5 protein-coding genes and 1 pseudogene are annotated in these 4,785 nt (G+C 45.5%); 1 reads left to right on the plus strand and 5 read right to left on the minus strand.

All coding sequences use genetic code 11. The features are described 5' to 3' along the window. Positions 1 to 151 (plus strand): annotated as a pseudogene (locus C4B57_04530) (IS21 family transposase). A gap of 431 nt (positions 152 to 582) precedes the next feature. On the opposite strand, the gene C4B57_04535 reads toward C4B57_04530, so the two are convergent. From C4B57_04535 to C4B57_04555, 5 genes are all read right to left on the minus strand, one after another. Continuing rightward, on the minus strand, positions 583 to 1,050 hold the full coding sequence (locus tag C4B57_04535; protein PXF55185.1) for a chemotaxis protein CheX: 468 nt from the start codon (positions 1,048 to 1,050) through the stop codon (positions 583 to 585). A gap of 10 nt (positions 1,051 to 1,060) precedes the next feature. Further along, positions 1,061 to 1,447, minus strand: a complete 387-nt coding sequence (locus C4B57_04540) for a response regulator (GenBank protein ID PXF55212.1) — start codon at positions 1,445 to 1,447, stop codon at positions 1,061 to 1,063. A gap of 85 nt (positions 1,448 to 1,532) precedes the next feature. After that, positions 1,533 to 3,710 carry a chemotaxis protein CheA gene (locus C4B57_04545; GenBank protein ID PXF55186.1) on the minus strand — a complete coding sequence of 726 codons (2,178 nt, stop codon included), beginning with the start codon at positions 3,708 to 3,710 and terminating at the stop codon, positions 1,533 to 1,535. 3 nt (positions 3,711 to 3,713) lie between these two features. Next, the gene (locus tag C4B57_04550) at positions 3,714 to 3,860 is read right to left on the minus strand and encodes a hypothetical protein (protein PXF55187.1); all 147 of its coding nucleotides are present in this window, start codon (positions 3,858 to 3,860) and stop codon (positions 3,714 to 3,716) included. A 154-nt stretch (positions 3,861 to 4,014) separates the two neighbouring features. Then, a partial coding sequence (locus C4B57_04555; GenBank protein PXF55188.1) for a DDE transposase occupies positions 4,015 to 4,785 on the minus strand: 771 nt, incomplete at its 5' end.

A 4,785-nucleotide genomic window follows, 5' to 3' on the forward strand; every position in this document is an offset into this window, starting at 1 on the left:
TTTCAGGATGGCCAGCTTCGTACTTTTCAGAGGAAGATAAAGCACTGGAGGGCAACGAAAGGTCCTTCCGGGGAGGTTTTTCCCTCAGGTCCACAAACCTGGCAGGTTGAGCCAGTCTGATTTCACGCATATGGGTTCTTTGGGTATATCTGAAGCGCGCTCTATGGGTCGCTGTTCCGTCCTGTAGTTTTGGAATAAGAGATCTATTTGCTTTGTAATGATTTGGGATATGGTTCTTCATTGAGAGATTAGAGAATTCGTCAAATAATTGACTCTGTTGAATCCCCTGGTCCATACCTTCTTCGCCCCATACGCTCGGTTGAGCTCCGAGTTGGTCGCTTCGATTCCAGAACGAATTTTGAACGCTTCCTTGAATTCAGGGGCCTGCTGTTCTTTTTTCCGACGAACTATACCAGAGAAAAGGCAAATATTATATTGTCAAATTTATAGAATTATCAGAAGACGATAGAGAAATGATCATCAAGTATGTGTTTAAAAAAAACAGAGAGATCCTTAGATTATAATGAAAAAGCCTGATTATGACCACTCAATCCGAAAGTACCCGCATCCGCCACAGTGACCTTATTTCATCTCACCTACACAGACATCAACAACAAAAGGCCCTTGTTCTGTTTCGAAGGGGATAATAATACTGGGGCCGCCCATGGTATGGGAGACCGAGTGACCCTTGCCTGCGACTACAGTGGGGATGGCAGCGGAAATACTCAAGCCGAGCGATTCCAGCTTCTTTCTGGCCGCTCCTGAGACCATATTTGTGATCTCGCCAACGGCATCCTTAATATCACCATTTATCTCTTTGATATCTTCATCCAACATATTTGATACAATCTTCAATATACAACCCTCGGAAAAACTCAGGGCCATTGAACCGGTTGCCGCCCCTGTAAAACCTATTATCCCTGAGACATCGCCTATGGCCAGGCTGTCATTTTTAAGATATGGTCTGCCCGGACTCGGTTCAATAAAGGCCATGGTCTTTAAGACATCTATCGTCGCCTCCAAAAAGGGATTGATAAATCTGACATCCATATCCTGCTCCCTACTGTTTCTCTATAATTTTTTTGATTTTTTCATTCAGGACCTCGGCAGTAAAGGGTTTTACAATATAGTTACTGACACCTGCCTTGACCGCCTCCACAACGTTTTCCTTGAGAGACTCTGCAGTAACCATCAGAAATGGCAGACTGCTTAGTTCACTATCCGCCCTTACGGCCCTCAGAAGCTCAATGCCAGTCATGTTGGGCATGTTCCAGTCGGAGATGACAAAATCTATCTTTTGCGTTTTCAATTCCTTCAAGGCGTGAATACCGTCTTCGGCCTCGGTGACATCTTGATACCCAATCTGTCTCAAAAGGTTTTTAATGACCTTTCTCATCGTGGCAAAATCATCAACTATCAATATTTTCATATTTTTATCAGAACCCATGGCCTTGCCTCTTTTTGTAACTACATCTTCATCGTTTTTTAACCTTGAACCGTGAACCTGATAACCTGAGTAGTTAGCTTTTATCCTACATCTCACTCAATTCAAACAGACCCTCCGGATCCAATATCAATCCTACATTGCCGTCTCCCATGATAGCGCCGCTGGAAACCCCTTTGATATCTTTCAGGCCCTCGCCAAGGCCCTTGATCACTACTTCCTCTTCACCAATAATCTCATCCACCATGATGCACTCAGACTTGTCTTCACCTTCAATCACCGCTACTATGGCTTCCCATGGATTTTTATGCTCGCACTCTATCCCAAAAAATTTATGTAATCTCATCAGCGGCATTAGGTCGCCCATTACATTTATCATTTCACCCCTGCCGACCACATTGCTGTAAGATTCTCGTGGAGGGCGCAGCAGTTGTCTGATAGCACCCGTAGGGATGATATATCTTTCTTTACCCACCCTCACGGTTATGCCGTCAATAATGGCCATGGTAAGGGGGAAAAACGTCATAATGCTGGTTCCCTTGCCATAGACACTATTGATCTCTATCTTCCCTGACAATTTTTCCACCGCCTGCTTCACCACATCCATCCCGACTCCCCTGCCCGAGACATCCGTTACCTCCTTGGCAGTGGAAAGACCCGGATGAAAAATCAACTTATATATCTCCTGATCTGAAAGGCCTTGCGAGCTGTTAATAACTCCATTTTCAATGGCCTTTTTCAGTATCTTGTCCTTATCCAGCCCCTTTCCGTCATCAGATATCTCGATTACAATACTGCCGCCCCTATGATAGGCCTTGAGTTGAACCAGACCTTTCTCGGGTTTACCCGATTTTATTCTTTCCTTCCTGGACTCTATGCCGTGATCCACCGCATTTCGTACCATGTGCACAAGGGGGTTATATATCTCGTCCACCATATTTTTGTCTATGTCAGTATCCTCGCCCTCCATAACGACGCCAATCGATTTCCCGACCTTTCTGGAGAGGTCTCTTACCAGGCGGGACATCCTCTGAAAGGTCTGCTTGATCGGCACCATCCTCAAGCTGGTGGATGTCCTTTGGAGTTCTGATGTAATACTGGATAGTTGGGAGATGTCCTTAGCCAGCTTTCTGTCCATATTCGATTGAATAATAGGATTCTGCCTGATCATCGACTGGGTGATTACCAATTCACCGACCATATCAATAAGATCATCCAGCTTCTTTACATCTACCCTTATCGTAGCGGTATCCATGGCCTGTTTTGATTGTTTTCTCAGGGCTTGAGATACCTGTTTCGGGCTGACCTTACCCTCATCTATCAAGATCTCCCCTATCTTTTTCGAGGGTTCTGCCTGCGCAGCTTTCAGGCCCTCTTCCAAGGACTCCCGCGTTGTGGCGCCATCCTCAACCAGTATCTCTCCCAATTTCAGCGTCTTCTCTGTATCCGAAATCCCCTGTTGGGCAGCCTTTACCCGCTTCCTTAAGGCGGAAATATCTATATCCAGGGGTTCTGGCACCTTTCCTTCCAGGTCATCTCTCAACCTGGTGATCATTGCCTTCAGGGCATCGGCTCCATCCAGGACTACATCTATAGCCTGGGAAGTCATGGGCAGTTCGTCATTTCTTGCCTGGTCCAGAAGGGTCTCCAGGTCGTGGGCAAGATCTCTGATCTGTTCCAGATTAAGAAAAGCGGCTACTCCCTTGATGGAATGAAACGGTCTGAAGATGGCATTGATGTGATCTTTGTTCTCAGGCTCCTGTTCCAGATTCAATGTGTTGGTTTCGATCTCATCGATGTATTCCAGGCTCTCAATGATAAAATCCCTCAACAAGGACTCGTCCTGAACCTTGGCCTTTTCAGAAGGCTGTGATTCCTCTTTAGAGGCCTCAGTCACATCGTCCGCTATATGATCCCCTGTAAGTGCGGCAATTGAGCCCATAAAACCATCGATATCACCCTCATAACCGCCGGTATTCCTGAAACTGTCACCAATCTCCTGCAAGAGGGAAATTCCTTTTTCAAGGATATTAAATCCCGCTTCTTTGTCCTCTATACTATCAAGGATGATCTTCTCCAGAAGACTGCTCAATCCACTGGCCATCCTCTTTAACTGAGCTATCTTCAGGTCATCTGCTTCTTTTATTATGTCATCCAGATTATTAAGGAGCTTGCCCGCAGTCGGTATGTCGATTTCCCTGGTCTCGAGAAATAAAAATTCAGAGGCCATGCCGTCAATCAAATTCATCAAAGAATCACATTCCATAATTCACACCATCCTCACTATCTCTTCCGCGACCCGGTCCAACGGTACCACCTTATCTGCAGCGCCCATTTTTACCGCCTCCTTCGGCATTCCGAAGACAACGCATGATTTCTCATCCTGGGCAATTGTCTTTGCGCCGGCCTGCTTCATCCTTAGGAGCGTGTCCCGTAAATCATATCAGCCGAAGATTTCGATTCGGCCAAATTTTGGCCTTATGCCCCTCTGGACTTTCTGGAAATGCTGATTATTGAGATTCATTGTCATAAGAGCCTTATTCCACCCCCTGTTTTCCTCTATTTTATGCTCATATTGCCGTTTTTCTGTCGCCATATCTGTATAGCTTCAAAATATTGTGCGCACTGCACCATAAGGTGAATTCGTTCTTAACCTTCTCAAGTCCACGTAAGAGAAAGCCGGGGAAACCCTGACAATGTTTCATCTGCCCAAATACAGGTTCAATTATTCGCTTGCGAAATCCATAAATATATCGACTGACTGGGTTTTGGAGGTTCCTGTCCATGGCCTTGTATCTGTCGGAACGGTGCCTGATATTTTTGGAGCCGGATTCGGCCTTTCTCATCTCTTGCTCTTTCCGGGTTGAAACAAGAGCGTTTATTTCATCCTTGGATTCCAGGTATTCAAGATTATCGTCACTGCAATACCCTGCGTCAGCAAGGACTGTCTTTGCGTAAACATCTATTTCTGAAAGATTCTGCTGTGCCTGCTCCAGCATAGGTTTAAGCTGATGAATGTCATTGGCCTCATTCACCACGTCACAGGCAATAACTATCTGGTCTTCTGTAGCTACGGCCTGAGCATTATAACCTTGAATATAACCTTTGGACGTCTTCTGAATACGACTCTCAGAATCGGTCATATTGACCTTGGTTTCAGGCTTCACTGTGTCGTCAGGCTTTTGAGATTTTCTGCCGTGTTTCTTATGAGACTCCTTGCTCTTTTTGGCTTCAGCCTTTTTTCTGGCTTCCAGGTATTTTTTAGCCTCTTTGATCTTTGCAAGCCTTTTTTCTGCAGTACTCAAATCCTCAGGAAGTTCATCACCACGTTTGCTGCCATA

Source organism: Deltaproteobacteria bacterium (assembly GCA_003194485.1).
Taxonomy (GTDB): domain Bacteria; phylum Desulfobacterota; class Dissulfuribacteria; order Dissulfuribacterales; family UBA3076; genus UBA3076.